We start from the raw sequence: 17075 nt of genomic DNA on the forward strand, positions 1-17075 counted from the left end.
CCTTCACTCGCTTGCCGGAGTGATCGATGCGGCGACGTCGGTGACGTGCGGCGCGCGCACGATGCCGTAGTGGGTGGCGGGCAGTTCGTGCCAGCGGCTCGGTTCGGGCAGCAGGGTTCGCCAGCCGCCGCGGTCGGCGACCGGCAGGCCGGGTTCGGGTTCGGTGGCCAGCCAGACGTGGCTGGGTGTCGCGGTCAGGCTCGGCAGTTCGTGCCCGGTCATGCTGCGCAGGTTGGCCCGGCACGCGCGGGCGAGCCGCCGGGCGTGCTCACCCGCGGTGCCGCCGGAAGCACCCAATTCACGCTCGAAGACCGTCTCCAGCTGTGCGTCGCTGTAGTCCGCGGCGCTCGCGCCGGGCGGCGGCGGGTCGATGAGGTGCAGCGCCCGCACGGGCTGCCCGGCCGCCTCGGCTTCGGCGGCCATGCCGGTGGCCACCCAGGCGCCGAACGACCACCCGGCCAGCTGCCAGGTGTGGCCGGGCAGCCGCTTTTGCAGCGCCGCGTAGTAGCGACGGGCCCGGTCCGCGACCGGCCAGCCGGGCGGTTCCGGCCGGCTCAGCGCCGGGTCGGCGATCACGCAGACGCCGAGCTCGGGCGGCAGCGCCTCGACGAGCGGGCGGTAGGCGTGGACGTCCCCGCCGACCGGGTGCACCAGGCACACGGCTTCTTGTGTTGTGCCTTCGCGCCAGATCTGCACGACGACTTCGCCGGTGTCGCCTGCTTCGGAAAGCTTCGCCAGCAACGCGGCCATCGTCACTTCCGGACCGAGCCACGCGAGGTCGAGGTCGACGCCGTAAAGCCGTTTCACCGAGTCGACGACGTCCAGCAGCGTCAAGGAGTCGGCGCCCAGGTTGTAGAGCGGCACGTCCGGGTCGAGCTCGGCGACGCCCAGGAGGGCGCGTACCTCCTCGGTCAACTCGGCTTCGGCGTCTCCGGCCGGTTTTGTCGTGGTTGGCGCGGTGTCGCGTTCGTGGAACTTGCGCGCCGCCTCGAGGCCGGTCGTCGCGACCAGGAGCTGCGGCAGGCCGGTGCTCAGGGCGCGGGCGAAGGTGCGCTGTCCTTCTTCGGCGCTCAGGCCGACTGCCAGGTGCGCTTGGTGCCGGGCGTCGGTTTCCAGTGCCGTGACGGCCATGCCGGTGTCGCGCCAGACGTCCCAGCCGAGGGAGAGCCGGGCAGTCGGGCCGTCGCGGTGGGCGAGCGCGTCGAGGAACCCGTTGGCGGCGGCGTAGTCCAGCTGACCGGTGCCGCCGAACTGGGCGGACAACGACGAGCAGTAGACGGCGAACGCGGGCTGGTGGCGTTCGATGAGGGCTTCCGTCAGGAGCGCGCCGGCGAGTTTGACGGCTTGGGTGCCTTCGCCGCGAGTGGCGATAAGACCGCCGGCGGCCACTCCCGCGGCGTGCACGATCCCGGCGAGGGGGCCGCCGATCTCTTCGGCGGTGATCTTCGTGAGGTCCGCGGCGAGCAGGTCGACGCGGTCCGCCCACGGCTTGAGTGCTTCGGGCAGGTGGGGTTCGCGCGCCAGCAGGACGACACGCCCGGTGGTGCGGGTCAGGAGCACTTCGGCGACGGCGGTGCCGATGCCGCCGGTGCCGCCGAGGATCAGGTAGGTCCCGTCGTGGCTCATGGGCCCGCCGGCGGTGACCGGTGTGCTTTCCTGCGCCCACCAGAACCCGGCCCGCAATGCGACGCGATCCGGCGGGGTCGGCCCGGTGAGAAGGTCGGCGATCTGGTTCAGGCCGGGCCCGGGCAGATCGACCCAGTGGCCGGGAATCCCGCTTTCCTGCGGCCCGACGGCGGTGACCCCGGCGAGCAATCCGGCTTCGGGCCGCGTGACGGCGGTGTTCGCGGGCGCGGCCCCGGCGGAGACCCACCAAGTCCTGAGTGGACGGTCATGGGCGGCTCGCAGCAGGGCAGCGGGGGTGTCGACGCAGGCCCAGGTCGCGTGGTTGACGGATTCTTCGGTGAGGGGGCCGGTGATCCCGAGGGGGAGGGTGTGGAGCCAGTCGATCTGGTCGGTGGGCAGGGCATCGAGAACTTGGCGCAGGGAGGCGGTGTCGGCCGGGTCGGCTTCGAAGGTGTCGGGGCCTCGCCTCGCGAAGCTGTCCGCGGCGTGGACCCGCACGACGCGCCGGTAGGCGGCGTCGAGGGTGGGGGTGGTTAGCGGGCCTTCGCCGGAGATGACGAGGGTGCGGTCGGTTTTGGTGGCGGTTGCCGCCCGGCGGAGGCGGACCCAGGTGGGCTGGTGCAGCCAGTCGGTTTCGGGTTGTCGCGTGACGGCGGCCCGGCGCGGGAAGTCGAAGTCGCGGGAGGCGAAGGCGGGAGGCGGGAAGTCCCACGGCGCGGGGGCGGGGGAGTGGCCCCAGTCGACGGACTTCCCGGCCAGCCACGCGGCGGCCAGCTCTTCGGGCGGGAGTGTGGCGCCTTGCGGCGCGGGAGCCTCGGGTGCGAGCTCGGCGGCGGCCAGACCGGCGCTTTCGCGTGAAAGCGGCGGCGCGGGTGTGTCGAGTGAGGGCGCGGCAGGGGCTGGCTCGGCTGAAGGCGGCGCGGTGCTTTGCGGTGCGGGAGCCTCGGGTGCGAGCTCGGCGGCGGCCAGACCGGCGCTTTCACGTGAAAGCGCCGGCGCGGGGGTGTCGGGTGAGGGGGCGGCCATGGCCTGCCCGGCTGAAGGCAGCGCGGCGCTTTGCGGTGCGGAAGCCTCGGGTGCGGGCTCGGCGGCGGCCAGCTCGGTACCTTCACGGGAAAGCGCCGCGTTGAGCGGCTCGGCGGGAGGCGCTGCGGTCAGGCGGGCCAGCGCGGGACCATCAGGTGCAGGAACGACCTCTCGCGGTTCGGCCGTGCGCAGCCAGGCGATTGCCTCGGCTGCGTCCCCGCAGGCCGCTGCCAGGCGCCATGGCTGCGACGAGCGGCCCGTCTGCAAATGCCGGAGCACGTCCACATAGGACTCCGGGTGCTCGGCCAAGTACTCCGCCACCCGAGCCGCATCGAGGCGCAGTGCCGCGGCGCTGCGGGCCGAAAGCACCAGGCACCGCACAGGATCGGGCCGAGGCGGCGCCGACGGCCGGACCGACTCGACCACCACGTGCGCGTTCGTGCCGCCGATTCCGAAGCTGCTCACCCCGGCCACCCGCGGGCCCGCGGGCCACGGCTCCGCTCGTGTCGGCACCCGGAACGGTCCCAGGTCCAGAGCCGGGTTCGGCGCGCGGAAGTCCACCGTCGGGGGAAGCACGCCGTGGTGGACGGCGAGGGTTGCGCGGATCAGGCCCACCACACCGGCCGCCGCGCCGAGGTGGCCGATCTGGCTCTTCACCGAGGACAATGCACAGCCCGTCGAATCGGGCATGGCCTCGCGCAGGGCCGCGACCTCGATCGGGTCGCCGAGGCGGGTGCCGGTTCCGTGTGTCTCGACGTAACCGACGTCGGCGCCCGAGCGCCCGGCTCGCCGGAGTGCGGCCTGGATGGCCGCGCGCTGTCCGGCCGGGGACGGTGCGCTGTAACCCTGCTTCACCGCGCCGTCGTTGGTCAGGGCGGAGCCGGTGATCACCGAGTACACCGTGTCGCCGTCACGGCGGGCCGCCGACAGGGGCTTCAGCACCACCACACCCACGCCGGACGCGCCCACCGTGCCGCCCGCGTCGTCGCTGAACGGGCGGCAATGCCCGTCCGCCGAAAAGATGTGCTGCGGCCGGTACCGGTACCCCTCGGCCAGGGTGACGTCGACGAGCACGCCGCCCGCCAGCATCACGTCCGCTTCGCCGTCGCGCAGCATTCCGGCGGCCTGGTGGATGGCGACCAGCGAACTCGAACACGCCGTCTGGGTTGTCAGCGCGGGACCACGGAGGTCGAGGTGGTACGCCACCTTCGTCGCGAGGAAGTCCTTCTCGTGGTGCAGGGCGAGCTGGAAGCCGTCCGGGAGCGCGGCCGGGTCGGCCTCGCGCAGCATCTGCTGGAAGTACGTGTTCTCACCGCAGCCCGCGATCAGCCCGATCCGGCCCGCCTCCGGGATCCCGGCGTGGGACAGCGCTTCGACACACGCCATCAGCAACTGCCGCTGCTGCGGGTCCATCAGCGCCGCGTCGCGGTGGCTGATCCCGAAGTGTTCCGGGTCGAATTCCAGGGGCCCGTCCAGCAGGCTGCGCGCACCGACCAGGCCCTCGTCCGCCGGGAACTCTTCGATGCCCCGGCGGCCGGCGACGACCAGGTCCCAGAACGCGGCCAGATCCGGTGCGCCGGGCAGCCGGACCGCCATGCCGACCACCGCCACCGGTTCGTCGGTGGCACCACCATCCGAGACCCGAGCCGGGGCCGGACCGCTTTCGAGGTGCCGCGTCAGGTCCCGGAGCGTGACGTGCTCGAAGAGGTCGGCCGCGGTGAACCGGTACCCCGCTTCGGCGCAGCGCAGGTGGAACCGCATCAGCGAGAGACTGGTGGCGCCGGCGGCGAAGAACGTCTCGTCCGGACCGATCGGCGCGCCGGTCACCTCCTCGAACAGCGCCGCCAGCTCACTCGACGGCCGCGCCGACACACGGCGGAGGTCCGACCCCAGAGCGAGAGAAGCGGCGTCCCGGTCGAGCTTCCCGCTCGGCGTGCGCGGCAGGGCGGTGACCACGCGGAAACGGTCGACCCGCGCGTGCGGCGGCAGCAGCGGCGCCAAAAAGTCCGTCAGTTCCGACGCGGTCGGTGTCCGGCGACACTCCAGGTACGCGGCCAGCCGCTCGCCTTCCGGCGCCACCACAGCATTGACGACGTCGGGGTGCCGCAGCAGCGCCGCCTCGACCTGCCCCAGTTCAAGACGGTGCCCGCTCAGCTTGACCTGCCGGTCGGCCCGGCCGTCGAAGTGCAGCAGCCCGGCACGGTCGAAGTGCGCGAGGTCGCCGCTGCGGTAGTACAGCTCCGGCAGCTCGGCGAACCTGTCCGACGCCGGTTCGCCGAGGTAACACCGGTTCGCCGCGAGACCGCCGATGAGCAGCTCGCCGATCTGCCCCGGCGGCAACGGCGCGCCCGCGGCGTCGGCGACCCGCAGCACCGCGTTCGCCACCGGACGGCCGATGGCGGGCCGCTCGGGCCAGCCCGCCGGATCACCGTCGAGGGTCAGCGCGCTCACGACGTGCGTCTCGGTGGGGCCGTAGTGGTTGTGCAGGCGCGCGCCGGGCAGCCCGGCGAACCAGCGGCGGATCGCCGGCGTGCACACCAGCTGCTCGCCGGCGGTGATCACGTCCCGCAGCCGCGACGGGTACACCCCGAGCCGGACACCGTGCTCGGCCAACAATTGCAGTGCGACGTACGGCAGGAAGATCCGTTCGATCCCGGCGGTTTCCAGCTGCGCCAGCAACGCCGGGACGTCGTGCCGCCACTCCGGCCGGACCAGGTGCAGCCGGCCGCCGCCGCACAGAGTCGTGAAGATCTCCTGGAACGACACGTCGAACGACAGCATCGAGAACTGCTGGGTCGACGCGGGTGGCGCGTCCTGCCACTGCAGCAGGTTGGCCAGCGTGCGGTCCGGAACGCGCACGCCCTTGGGCACGCCGGTCGAGCCCGAGGTGAACAGTGTGTAGAGCGGCCGCCCGGTGTGCCGGGCCGGGACGTCCGGCACCGGCCCGTCGGTGAGCGTGACGAACCGCCGTTCGACGTCCGTCTCGAACGTTTCGCCCGGGGCGAGCAGGACGCACCGCGGCCGGGCCCGCTCGAGCATGTCGCGCAGCAATGCGGGCGGGTACGCGGGATCCAGGGGCACGGCGGTGATGTTCAGCCGCGCGAGCGCGAGGAGCGCGACAACGTGTTCGGCCGACGGCCGGAAGTACAGCGCGACGTCGGTGGCGTCGGCCGGCAGGGTGGCGGCGAGCCGGGCCGCGTGCGCGTCCAGTTCGGCGTAGGACAGCGTGGTGTCGCCGGTCAGCGCCGGGGCGTCGGGTGTCAGCGCGACCTGCCGCGCAAAGCCTTCCGCCACGGTTTCCCACGTCAGCTCCGCCGTGGCACCGCGGCCGTGGTCGCGGCGGTACGGCTCGGCCAGTTCGGCCGGAGTCCGTGCGGTGCCGTGCAAGGCGCGGTCGAAGACGTCGCCCAGCGCCGCCGCCTCGGCCTCGGTGAAGTGGCCTTCGCCGTACTCCCAGAGGCAGTCGAAGCCGTCCGGCCGTTCGACGACCGACAGGGTGAGCGCACACTTGGCCTCGGTTGCTTCAATCCACAGTGGACTGACCGTGCAACCGGGTAGCTGCAGCGCTTCGAATTCGGTGTTCTCCAGGACGAACAGGTAGTCGAAGGCCGCGTACTCGGGGTCGAGGTCGGCAAACGCGACGTCCTGGTGGTCCAGCACCGCACCCGACGTCTCACCGAGCCGCCGCAACTGGGTCTCCAGGTCCTCGTCGGGATCCACCGACAGCGGCAGCCGGACGGTGTTGGCGAACATGCCGACGCCGTCCTCGAACTCCCGCACCGGCCGGTTCGCCACCGGCGCGGCGATCCGCGGCCGGGTCCGTCCGGTCACCGCGTACAGGCTCCAGGCGAACACGCCGAGCAGGAGCTGGAAACGGGTCAGGCCCAGCTCCCCGGCCCACTCGTCGACCCGCTCGCGCCCGATGCTCGTTGTGTGCAGCCGCCCGGTGAGAGACGCTTCGCCGACCGGTTCGGCGTCGTCGTGCGGGGAGCTCAGCTGAGCGCGATAGCCGGGAGAGGCGAACCACCGGGACTGCCACCCGGCGAAGTCGAACGGCGTGTGCGCGTCCGGACGCGGCGAGGCGCCGGACAGCTCCCGGAACAGGATGTTCAGCGACCAGCCGTCAACGGCGATGTGGTGCAGGCAAAGCAAAAGCGTGCCGTCGGAACGCCAGGCCGCGCGCAACAGCCGACCCGACGCGAGATCGAACGGCGCGGTGAAGAAGTCGCCGGACGGCTCGGTCCACGGGTCGTACGGCGCCTTCGCCACCTGCCGCAGACCGTCGGGCGTCGCCTCGAACGCGGTGCGCAGCGCCGGGTGCCGCTCGACCAGGCCGCGCACGTCCCGGCGCAGAGCGTCGACATCGGGAGAGCCGGTGACGCGGAAGGCAAGCGGCACGTGATACGCCGTGGACGCCGGATTTCTTTGCTGCAGCAGCCAGAGCCGCTGTTGTTCGCTGGTGGCCGGGGCCGTCGTCGCGGTGGTCGGTGCACCCACCGCGGGGTACGCCGCATGCCCCGCCGAGGAGACGGCGGCGGCGAGATCGGCAAAACTGCCGCGCTGCACCACCGAAGGCGCCAGGTCCGCGCCCCAGCGTTCACGGATCGCGAACCGCAGCCGCAACGCCTTGAGCGAGTCGCCCCCGGACCGCAGCCACGTGTCGCCGGGGTGAAGATCCGGGACGCCGAGGACATCCGACACGACGTCGAGGAATTCGCGCTCCCACGCCGTCGCTTCGCCGCCGGTGTCCGGCCGCCACGACGGAAACCCGCCCGCCAGCAGCGCGGTTTCGTCAACCTTGCCGTTCGCGTTCCGGGGCAGTTCCTCGACGCGGAACACGTGGTGCGGCCGCATGTACGACGGCACGGTTGCGCTCAGATGAGCTTCGAACGCGTCGAAGGAAAGATCACCGGCCACGACGAACGCGAGCAGCTCGGCGGTGGCCGCGCGCCGCACAGCCACGTGCGCCTGCCGGATCTCCGGGTGCGCGAGCAGCCGCTGCTCCAGCTCACCCGGCTCGATCCGGAACCCGCGGACCTTCACCTGCCGGTCGGTCCGCCCGGCGTAGGCGTAGCGCCCGCCCGGCAGCACGCGGACCAGGTCGCCGGTGCGGTAGTACCGCGCGCGGCCCTCGTCGAGCCACGGCAGCCGCACGAAGCGCTGCCCGGTCTCCGCGGGCAGGCCGCGGTAGCCGAGCGCGACCCCCGGCCCGGAGATGTACAGCTCGGCGACCTCGCCTTCGGACGCCACCCGCTCGTCCGCCGTCACCGCGACCGCGCCGGTGCCCGGCAGCGGACGGCCGATCGGCACCACATCGCCGTCGAAGCCCCGGGGGATGGCGTAACTGAGCGCGAACGTCGTCGTCTCGGTCGGGCCGTAGCCGTTCTGCAGCCGGGTCGGCGAGTCCGGGTTGGCCTGGTACCAGCGGCGGATCAGCGGGGCGTTGAGCTGCTCACCGCCGATGACCACGCGGCGCACGGTGGCGAAGCTGCCCGGCACGGTCTCCGCGACCGCGTTGAACAGCGTCGCCGTCACGAACATCGTGTCGACGCGTTCGCGGACCAGCGCGTCGGCGAACGCCTGCGGGTCCCGGACGGTGGTGTCGTCGAGGATGACGCACGTGCCGCCGGTCAGTAGCGGCACCCACACCTCGAAGCTGATCGCGTCGAACGCCGGGTTGGCCAGGCAGGCGAACCGGGTGCCGTGGTCGAGCCAGCCCGGTTCGGCGAGCCGGAGGACACCCGCGTCACGGACCTCGACGCCCTTGGGGCGGCCGGTGGTGCCCGAGGTGTAGAAGAGGAACGACGCCGGCGCGGGCTCGGCAGGGACACCGGGCGACGCGGTCGTGGCCAGGAGTTCGGCGGGCGTCAGCGGCGGCAGGCCCGGCAGTCCATCGTGGACAACGGCGGCCGCGCCCGCGTCGGCGAGGATGACGTCGCGGCGCGCGGGCGGGCTCTGCCGGTCCAGCGGCACGACCTGCCCGCCCAGGCGCAGCACACCCAGCATGACGAGGACCAGTTCCGCCGAGCGGGGCAGCCCCACGGCGACCGCGTCACCCGGGCGAACCTCGCGGCGGGTCAACGACTCTGCGATCGCTGCGGCCCCGGCGTCCAGCTCGGCGTAGGTGAGCGAGCGGGAGCCGTCGGACACGGCGACGGCGTCCGGGTGCCGCAGGGCCCGGTCGTGGACGCGGCGGGCGATCGAGGTCATCGGGCCGCCAGCTCGGCCGTGATGAGTTCGGCGACGAGTGGCAACGCGTCGCTTTCGAGCATGTCCCAGTGCCCGCAGTCGGCGGGGACCACGGCGAAGTCGCCGCGTGCCCGGCGGCGCCAGAACTCGGCGGTGCCGGGGATCGTGTCCTCACCGACGGCCTGCACGAACACCACCCGGGCCTTCGACTCACCGGGATCGTGCGCACGCGCGGTCAGCCGGTTGTGGTTGTACGTGCGGTGGTAACGCTCGATCTGCGCGTCCTCGATGCCCGGGTACATCCCGTTGAACCGCACCAGTTTCTCGCGGAACTCGGCAGCCGGGACCGGTTCGATCGCCGCCCGCGCGGCGGGGTCGTCGGTGGCAGTGGTGTCGAGCAGGACAACGCTGACCCGTGGATGGTGCTCCGCCAGCCGGCGGCCCATCTCGTAGGCGACCAGGCCGCCGTAGGAAAGTCCACAAAGGACCAATGCTTCCTCCGGCTGCGGGTCGACAAATCGCAGGTACTCCTCGGCCATCGCCTCGACGCTCGGCAGCGGCTCTTCGCCGGGGTTGAGCCCGGGGGACTGGATGCCGACCACTCCGGCGTCCTCGGGCAGCAGGGCACTGAGCGGCAGGTAGCAGAACGCGGTCCCGCCCGCCGGGTGCACGCAGACCACGCGGGCCCGGCCGGCGCCGCGGCGGAACTCGATCAGGCTGCCGCTGTCCGGCGGGCGGTCCGTGCGCAGCAGCGCGGCCTGCGCCTCGATGGTCGGGTGCAGGATGACGTCGCGGATCGGCAGCTCGCGGCCGAACTCGTCGCCGATGGCGTGGGCCAGCTTGATCGCCGAGATCGACGTGCCGCCGACGTCGAAGAAGTCGTCCGAGACGCCGATCGCCTGGTGCAGCAGGAGGTTCCGCCAGATCCGCAGCAGCGCCAGCTCGACGTGGTCGCGCGGGGCGGCCGTGTTCACCGCGGCCGGTGCGCTCGCTCGAGCGTGCGCCAGCACGGCGTCCCGGTCGAGCTTGCCACTGCGGCTCAGGGGCAGCCGGTCGAACTCGGCGAACACGGACGGGATCATGTAGTCCGGCAGCCGTTCGGCCAGCGCGGCACGCCACTCGTGCGGAGTCCGGCCACCGCCGCCCGCGACGCCGGCGACGAGCCGGGGTTCGCCGTCGCGGTCCACCAGCACAGCGGCTTCCCGGACCCCGGGGACGGCGAGCAGCGCGGCCGTCACCTCGCCGGGTTCGATGCGGAACCCACGCAGCTTGATCTGGTCGTCGCGGCGGCCGGCGTACTCGGCTTCACCGTCGGGGAGCCACCGGGCCAGGTCGCCGGTGCGGTACATCCGCTCGCCGGGGGTGAACGGGTCCGGCACGAACCGCTCGGCGGTCAGTCCCGGCCGGTGCAGGTATCCGCGGGCCAGGCAGTCGCCGGCCAGGAAGACCTCGCCCGCCACGCCCGGCGGCACCGGGCGCAGCCGCTCGTCCAGGAGGTACAGCCGCGATCCGGGCAGCGGCCGCCCGATCGGCGCCGGGCGGTCCGACAGCTGGGAGTCGAAGTGGGCGGTCGCGTAGAGCGTGGCCTCGGTCGGTCCGTAGCCGAAGCAGATCCGCAGGCCGGGCAGGGCCGCGGCGAACCGGGCGAGCGCGGCTTCCGGTAGCGGCTCGACGCCGGTGAGGACCTGCCGCAGGGCGAGCCCGGCCACCCGGCTGACGTCTTCGTCGATCCACCGGACGTAGGCGGGCGGCAGGAACGCCTGCACCACCCGGTGTTCCCGCAGCCACACCATCAGCGCCGCCGGATCGGCCCGGACGTCCTCGGGCACCACGTGCAGCACCGCGCCGGTCGTCAGGGGGAGCAGCAGTTCGTGCACCGAGGCGTCGAAGCCGATGCTCGACCACGCCGACGTCGCCTCGCCGGGCGTCGCGCCGAAGCGGTCGAGCCACTGGTCGAAGAGGGCGAGGACACTGTGGTGGGTCACGGCGACACCCTTCGGGCGCCCGGTCGACCCCGACGTGTAGATGACGTAGGCGGTCTCCCGCGAGTCGGTCGGCACCAGGGTCCTGGCCTCGCCACCTTCGGCCTCGAGAGCCGGGACGTCGTCGCCCAGGACCAGCACCGGGCGCGCATCTTCGACCATCGCCGCTCGCCGGGCGGCCGGTTGGGCCGGGTCGAGCGGGAGGTAGGCGGCGCCGGTCTTCAGCACGCCCAGGACGGCGACCACGAGGTCCGCCGACCGTCCACTGAGGATGGCCACGACCTCGCCCGGCCCGGCTCCGCGGGCGCGCAGGGCGTTCGCCAGCTTTGTGGTGCGGCGGTCCAGCTCGCCGTAGGTGAGGGCCTGGCCGTCGCAGACGAGCGCGGGGGCGTCCGGGGTGGTGTCGGCGTGGGCGGTGAACCGTTCGACGAGCCCGCCGGGGCGCCGGCGCGACCGGGGCCCGGTGCTCCAGCCGGTGAGGATCTCGTGGCGTTCGGCGTCGTCCAGCAGTTCGTAGCTCGCGATGTCGGCGTCCGGCCGCGCGGCCAGCTGGTCGAGCAGCCGGACCAGGTACCGGGCGTACCGCTGCGCCGTGGTGTGGTCGAAGAGGGCGACGGCGTAGTCGAGGTGCCCGGCGACGTCGCCGTTCTCGTCGGCCAGGCCGAGGGCGAGGTCGAACTTCGCGGGCGCGTGCTCGACGTCGAGGGGCTCGACGGTCACGCCCGGCAGCTCCAGCAGGTCGTGCTGGGTCGGGACCCAGGCGAACATCGTCTGGAACAGCGGCGTGTGCGCCGGGCTGCGCGGCGGGTTGACCAGCTCGACCACCCGCTCGAACGGCAGGGCGGCGTGGTCGATCGCACCTCGCAGCGCCGTGCGGACCTGCTTGAGCAGGAGCGCACCGGTGGGGGAGCCGGCCAGCTCGGCGCGGACGGCGAGGGTGTTGACGAAGAAGCCGAGCGTGTCGGGGTAGTCACCCCGGCCGCCGCGGTTGGCGGTGGGGACGCCGACAACGATGTCAGCTTGCGCGGAAAGCCGGGACAGCAGGATGAACCAACAGGTCAGGATGGTGGAGTAGAGCGTGCCGCCGTGCTCGCGGGCCACCGCCTTCAGCCGGGCGGTGAGCTCCGGCCCGAGCGTGATCGGCACCCGCGCGCCGCGGTGGTCCTGCCGGGCCGGGCGCGGCCGGTCGGCGGGCAGCTCCAGCACCGGCGGCACCCCTTCCAGGCGGTCCCGCCAGTACTCCTCGTGCGGTGCCGGCCCGGTGCCGGCCAGCCAGTCCTGCTGCGCCTGGGCGTGCTCGCGGTAAGGGCGCGTCTCCGGCAGCGAGGCCGGTTCGCCGCTCATTTGAGCGGTGTAAAGGATTCCGAGCTCCCGCAGCAGCAGGGTGCGGGACCAGCCGTCAAAAACGGTGTGGTGGACGGTGATCAGCAGGACGTGCCGCTCGTCGCCGTCGGCGAGCAACCGCGCCCGGGCCAGCGGGGCGCGGGTCAGGTCGAACGGCTCGGCCGGCTCGGTACGGCGCAGTTCGGCCGTTTTGCCCGGCTCTCCGGCCACATCCGTGACGGTGAAGGGGAAACCGGCGGGCTCGACGATCTGCACGGGACGGCCGTCCTCGACGGCGAACCGGGTGCGCAGGGTTTCGTGGCGGTCGGCGAGGGCGTCGAAAGCCCGCCGCAGCGCCTCGCGGTCGAGGGGGCCCCGCAGCGTGAACGCCATGGCTTCGTTGTAGGCCGGGCCGGCCCCGTCCAGCTGGGAGACGGTCCAAAGGCGCTGCTGACCGGACGACAGCGGTGCGGACACCTGCATCGAGGACGGCCTTTCGGGGCGGGGCGGGCGAACCGGTACTGCGTTGTGCCGTCGCAGCCGAGGTCGGGGAAACGCGCTCTGTCTGTCCGGACAGTTAACACCACACCATCGGGTGATCACGAGTCGTGGACGAAGTCTGCCCGGAAGTCTCTGCCGCGAATCAGCCCGTGACGGTGTTGTAGTTCACGATGCTCTCCACCATGAGCGCGACCGCGCCGGCCAGCGGGCTGTCCGCTTCCCGCCGCGCCACGTCGGGCAACCGGTGCGCCTCCTCCTCGGTGACCGCGATCATGCCCCAGCACGCGTTGAAGCCCGCCGGGTCCGCCGGCTTCTCGGCGGCCGCCCGGACGGTCACGGCGCCGTCCTCCTCGCCGACGGTCAGCGCCCCCATCTGCCGCAGGACTCCGGGGTCCCGTTCCTCGACGGCCACCACGCTCCAGCCGGTCTCTTTTGTCCGTTCCACCGCGGTGACCAGACTGCCCGCGCCGGTGACAACGATGTCAGGAAGCACGAGGGCCACCGGTCCCTCCGTCAGCGGCAACGCGGACCGGATCGCCGCGTCGAGCCCGCCTTCGAGCGACTCGTCCTGGTAGACGAAGACGATCTGGAACTTCCCGGCGTAGCGCTCGAGGTAGCTCACGGTGTCCAGTTTGTGCGTCCGGAACACCACGATCAGGCGCACGGTCAGGCCGCTTTCGACCAGTTCGACCGCCGGCTCCAGGCTGCGGTCCAGCACGGTGACCCCGGGAGCCAGGCAGTGCAGCTCCTTCGAGTAGGGCGCCCCGAACCGGGATCCGAATCCGGCGCAGGGCAGGACGACCGAGACATCAGGGGTAGTCATCGAGTGGCTTTCTGGTCGCGGTGATGATCGGGAACCCGGCGGCGAGCGCCGTACACTCCTGCCGCACCATAGGGGAAGACAGGACCGAAGGGGGCTCGGGATGCGGGTGCTGCTGGCCACGTACGGGACGCGCGGCGACGTCGAACCGCTGGTGGCGCTCGCGGTGCGGCTGCAGGAACTCGGCGTCGAAACGCGGATGTGCACCCCGCCGGACGAGGAGTTCGTCGCCCGGCTCACCGGCCTCGGGATCCAGCCGGTGCCGGTCGGGCCGTCGATGCGCGCGTTGATGAGCCGGCCGGCCCCGCCGTCGGCGGCGGAGCTGTCCCGGTACCGGAACGAGCTGGTGGACGCCCAGTTCGCCCGCCTGCCCGAGGCGGCCGACGGCTGTGCCGCGCTGGTGGTGGCCGGCCTGGCGCAGATCGGCGCGCGGTCCGTGGCCGAGGCTGCGGGCATCCCCTACGTCTACGCGACCTATTCGGCGGTCAACCTGCCCTCGCCGCACCACGCGCCGCCCCCGCGGGCGGGCTGGCCGGAGCCGCCGGCCGCGGACAATCCGGCGCTGTGGGAACTGGACGCCCGCAACGTGAACGCGCAGTTCCGCGAGCCGCTCAACCGCCACCGGGCAGCGCTCGGGCTGCCCCCGGTGGACAACGTCCGCGACCACGTCTACAGCGACCGGCCGTGGCTGGCGGCGGACCCGGTTCTGGGGCCGTGGCGGGAAACCCCGGGCCTCGACGTGGTCCGGGCCGGCTCCTGGTTCCTGCCGGACGACCGCCCGCTCCCGGCCGACCTGGTGACCTTCCTGGCGGCGGGCGCGCCGCCGGTCTACGTGGGCTTCGGCAGCATCCCGCCGGCGCCGGGCATCGTTTCCCGGGCCGTCGAGGTGATCCGCGCCCGGGGTCTCCGGGTGCTCGTTTCCCGCGGCTGGGCGGATCTGGACGTGGTCGACGGTCAGGACGACTGCTTCGCCATCGGCGAGGTCAACCACCAGCGGCTGTTCGGCGAGGTCGCCGCCGTCGTGCACCACGGCGGGGCGGGCACGGTGCAGACGGCCGCCCGGGCGGGGGTGCCGCAGGTGGCGGTCCCGCTCCAGGTCGCGGACAACCCGTACTGGGCCGGCCAGGTGGCGGTCCTGGACATCGGCGTGACGCTCGACGGGCCGACCGCGACCGTCGAGTCCCTGGACGCCGCGCTCGAGACGGCCCTGGCGCCGGAAACCCGGGCGCGGGCGAAGGCGGTGGCCGCCGAGGCCCGGGTCGACGGAGCGGCCACGGCCGCGCGCATGCTGGTCGACGCCTTGCGGTGAGCGATGCTTGCGAGTGCATGTTAATTGGGCCGAACGCTCAGCAACGAGCACTTGACATGCGTGGACTTGCTGGTTTTACTTCTCGGCACGTCGGCATGGTTGCCCCGGCGTGAGAGGTACGCCCAGCCGGTATGTCGGCCGTCGCCGCGAGCCCGGACTGAGTCGCCAGGACGTGTTCGCGGTCCGAGGCGGGGTCGTGCCCACCATCATCCGGAGACCGATGATGTCCTTCTCCCGCACCCAGTTCCTCACCGGCGCCGCCCTGGTGGCCGCGGTCCTCGGTGGCACCGCGTGCTCGGCTTCCGCGGCGCCGGCAGCCACCCCCGCGCCGCCGCCGGTCAAGGCGGGCTTCGACTACCAGATCGGCGGCGCCTACACCCCGCCCGCGGGTGTCAAGATCGTCAGCCGCGACCACGGTGACGCGCCGGCCGCCGGGCTCTACAACATCTGCTACGTCAACGCTTTCCAGGCCCAGCCCGGTGCCGAAGGGGAGTGGAACGACCTGCTGCTGCGCGACGGCAACGGCAACGTGGTGGTGGACGAGGACTGGGGCGAGGCCCTGCTCGACCTGCGCACCGCCGACAAGCGCACGCGCGTCGCGGCCAAGGTGAACACCTGGGTCGACGACTGCGCGGCGCGGGGCTACCAGGCGATCGAGCCGGACAACTACGACAGCTTCACGCGCTCCCGGGGACTCCTGTCCGACAGCGACGCGCAGGCCTACATCCGCCTGCTTTCCGCGCACGCCCACCAGAAGGGCCTCGCGATCGGCCAGAAGAACACCTCCGAGCTGGCCGGGCAGCGCCAGGCCAACGGGCTCGACTTCGCCATCGCCGAAGAGTGCGGCCAGCAGAAGAACTGCGACGAGTTCACCCCCGCGTTCGGCGACCACGTGATCGTCATCGAGTACACCGACAGCGGGCTCAAGACCGCCTGCAGCCGGTGGAGCTCGCTCAGCATCGTGCGCCGCGACCTCGACGTCGTGCCCAAGGGCGAGTCCGGCTACGTCCGCAAAACCTGCTGATGGACCGGCGCGGATTCCTGCGCGGGGTCGGCGGTCTCACCCTCGGCAGCGCGCTGGCCGGCTGCGGCACGGCCAGCGGGAGCAATGGCGGGCCGGTGACGGTCGAGGTCTGGCACGGCCAGACCGACACCGGCAAGAAGGTCCTCGACGAGCTCGTCGCCGACTTCCACCGGACCCACCCGGGCATCCGGATCGACCTCGGCGGCGGGGTGCTCGCCGACGCGATGCTGCAGAAGATCACCGCGGCGCTCGCGTCGGGGTCCTTCCCGGACATCGCCTACGTCTTCGGCTCGGACCTCGCCAGCGTCGCGCGCAGCCCGAGCGTCGTCGACGTCACCGACCTGGTCGACGCGGGGCCTGGTTTCTGGGCCCCGGCCCGGGAAGCGGTCACGGTCAACGGCCGCGTCCGCGCGGTCCCGGCGCTGCTCGACTCACTGGCCGTCGTCTACAACAAGGCGTTGTTCGAGAAGACCGGCACCCCGCCGCCGGTCGCGGGCTGGACGTGGGCCGACTTCGTCGGCACCGCACGGAAACTCACCGACCCGGCGGGTGGTGTCTTCGGCACCGCGTGGCCGGCCACCGGCGACGAGGACACCGTGTGGCGGCTGTGGCCGATGCTGTGGGACCTCGGCGGCGACGTGATCGGGCCGGGCGGCCGCGGCATCGGGTTCGCGGACCAAGGTGTGCGGGCGCTCGAAGTCGTCCGCGACCTCGCCGCGGCGAAGGCCGTCTACCTCGACCCGAAGACCGGCAGCGAGCAGATGTACCAGGCGTTCGAGGGCGGCAACATCGGCATGGTCGTCACCGGGCCGTGGCAGCTGCCCGACATCACCGACGCCGGCGTCGACTACGCGGTGGTGCCACTGCCGAGCTTCAGCGGCCGGCCGCTGACCATCTCCGGGCCGGACACCTGGACGCTCTTCGACAACGGCGAGGAGCGCGTCCGCGCGGCGCGCACATTCCTGTCCTGGCTGGCGGACCCGGCCCAGGACGTCCGCTGGGACGACGGCGCGGGCAGCCTCCCGCTGAGCCGGGCGACGCAGCAACTGCCCGCGTGGCAGGAGAAGACCGCCGGGACGCCGGGCCTGCCGGTGTTCGTCGACGCGCTGGAGAACGCCCGGGTCCGGCCGGTGCACCCGGCCTACCCGCAGGTGTCGGCGGCGCTCGGCACCGCGATCGTCGCCGTGCTGCTCGGCCAGGCGACCCCGGCCGACGCGCTGCGCGACTGCGCCGCGGCCGCGAACGCCGCCCTGATCATTCCGCGATAGGGAGCCG

Annotated in this window: 6 protein-coding genes; 3 read left to right on the top strand and 3 right to left on the bottom strand. The window is 72.8% G+C overall.

Going from position 1 to position 17075, the window contains the following annotated elements; translation table 11 throughout:
• Positions 1–3 precede the first annotated feature (3 nt).
• The 3 genes from ACIA5G_RS52935 to ACIA5G_RS52945 form a co-directional block, all read right to left on the bottom strand.
• Positions 4–8862 (bottom strand): amino acid adenylation domain-containing protein, encoded by an 8859-nt coding sequence (locus ACIA5G_RS52935; RefSeq protein WP_395938032.1) that lies wholly within the window; start codon positions 8860–8862, stop codon positions 4–6.
• The gene (locus ACIA5G_RS52940) at positions 8859–12629 is read right to left on the bottom strand and encodes an amino acid adenylation domain-containing protein (protein WP_395938034.1); all 3771 of its coding nucleotides are present in this window, start codon (positions 12627–12629) and stop codon (positions 8859–8861) included. The genes ACIA5G_RS52935 and ACIA5G_RS52940 overlap by 4 nt, the downstream gene beginning before the upstream one ends.
• Before the next feature lie 160 nt (positions 12630–12789).
• Entirely contained in the window at positions 12790–13470 is a 681-nt protein-coding gene (locus ACIA5G_RS52945; protein WP_395938036.1) for a hypothetical protein, read from the bottom strand.
• Positions 13471–13570: 100 nt separating this feature from the next.
• Here ACIA5G_RS52945 and ACIA5G_RS52950 point away from each other — a divergent pair, with 100 nt between their 5' ends.
• The 3 genes from ACIA5G_RS52950 (at position 13571) to ACIA5G_RS52960 (ending at position 17068) form a co-directional block, all read left to right on the top strand.
• Positions 13571–14776 carry a glycosyltransferase gene (locus ACIA5G_RS52950; protein WP_395938038.1) on the top strand — a complete coding sequence of 402 codons (1206 nt, stop codon included), beginning with the start codon at positions 13571–13573 and terminating at the stop codon, positions 14774–14776.
• A gap of 196 nt (positions 14777–14972) precedes the next feature.
• Positions 14973–15800 (top strand): endo alpha-1,4 polygalactosaminidase, encoded by an 828-nt coding sequence (locus ACIA5G_RS52955; protein WP_395938040.1) that lies wholly within the window; start codon positions 14973–14975, stop codon positions 15798–15800.
• Positions 15800–17068, top strand: a complete 1269-nt coding sequence (locus ACIA5G_RS52960) for an ABC transporter substrate-binding protein (RefSeq protein ID WP_395938042.1) — start codon at positions 15800–15802, stop codon at positions 17066–17068. The genes ACIA5G_RS52955 and ACIA5G_RS52960 overlap by 1 nt, the downstream gene beginning before the upstream one ends.
• The last annotated feature ends 7 nt before the right edge of the window (positions 17069–17075 follow it).

It is taken from the genome of Amycolatopsis sp. NPDC051758 (assembly GCF_044453095.1).
In the GTDB taxonomy this organism is placed as follows: Bacteria; Actinomycetota; Actinomycetes; order Mycobacteriales; family Pseudonocardiaceae; genus Amycolatopsis.